The organism is Coprococcus sp. LG101-27, assembly GCF_027695515.1.
Taxonomy (GTDB): Bacteria; Bacillota; Clostridia; order Lachnospirales; family Lachnospiraceae; genus Allocoprococcus; species Allocoprococcus comes.
In genome coordinates this window covers 1-1,182 of record NZ_JAQEUJ010000059.1, presented here as the reverse complement: position 1 = coordinate 1,182, position 1,182 = coordinate 1, and the positions used below count along the sequence as shown (strand labels likewise).

At 36.8% G+C, this 1,182-nt stretch carries 1 protein-coding gene; it reads left to right on the top strand.

The genetic code is table 11. The features are described 5' to 3' along the window. Positions 1-821, top strand: an 821-nt coding sequence (locus PG766_RS16820; protein WP_270591404.1) for a hypothetical protein, incomplete at its 5' end; no start/stop codon positions are given. Positions 822-1,182 lie beyond the last annotated feature (361 nt).

Below are 1,182 nucleotides of genomic sequence, written 5' to 3'. Positions count from 1 at the left end.
TCTTTAATAACAAAGAAGATCTGCTGCAGCTTTATAATGCGATCAACCACACGGACTATCAGAATCCCGATGACCTGGAGGTAAATACATTGGAAGATGTCCTTTATCTGTCCATGAAAAATGATGTATCCTTTTTGGTTGGCGGAACCATGAATCTGTATGAACATCAAAGCACTTTTAACCCAAACATGCCACTTCGCGGAGTCTTTTATTTCTCCCGGTTATATGAAGGGTATGTTGCAGATAATAATCTGATGATCTACCATGAAAAAAGAGTCCGGCTTCCAAAGCCGAAATATATTGTCTTTTACAATGGTACAAAAAACCAGCCAGATTCTATGGAGTTAAGGCTTTCAGACTGCTTTGAAAATACAGATAACGAAGCACCTTGCCTGGAATGCACCGCAACCATGTTGAATATCAACTATGGTCACAATCAGGAACTGATGAAGCACTGCAGAAGGCTTAAAGAATATTCCATATTTGTCCAATGTGTCAGGGAATATATACAATCGGAACCTTCTGTGGAAGATGCATTAGAAAAGGCAATTGATACCTGTATTAATCAGGACGTGTTGGCAGATTTTCTGAAAAAACATCGAGCGGAGGTGACAAATATGATTCTGACGACATATGACAAAGACTTATATGAGAAAACCTTGAAGGAAGATGCCAGAGAAGAAGGTAGAAAAGAAGGTATGGAATATCTAAATCAGCTAAACAAATATCTCTTAAAAGCCAAGCGCTACAGCGATCTCGAACGCGCTACCGAAGATATCGAATACCAAAAGAAACTATTAAAAGAATTCGGCATTGAATAATCCCAAAACATAAATCCCATGTCCGATCACAAACTAAGATGCAATTCATCTTTTCCTGTCATCCGGCATGGGATTTTTCTTTTTAATTCTATAGAAAAATTTTATTCTTTATTAATTGCTTTTCACCAAAAACTCCAGTACCATCTAAATAGGCGTATGTAGAAAATCAAATCATATATCATATATGAATTCTTTGTCGAATTTACTTATGAACTGTTTTCTATTATAATGGAGGTAAGCAATGGAAAAACAAAAGAAGAAATCTCGCCATAGCAAACAAACCCACAACCGGCAATATAAGGACCGATTATGGAGAATGGTCTTTAATAACAAAGAAGATCTGCTGCAGCTTTATAATGCG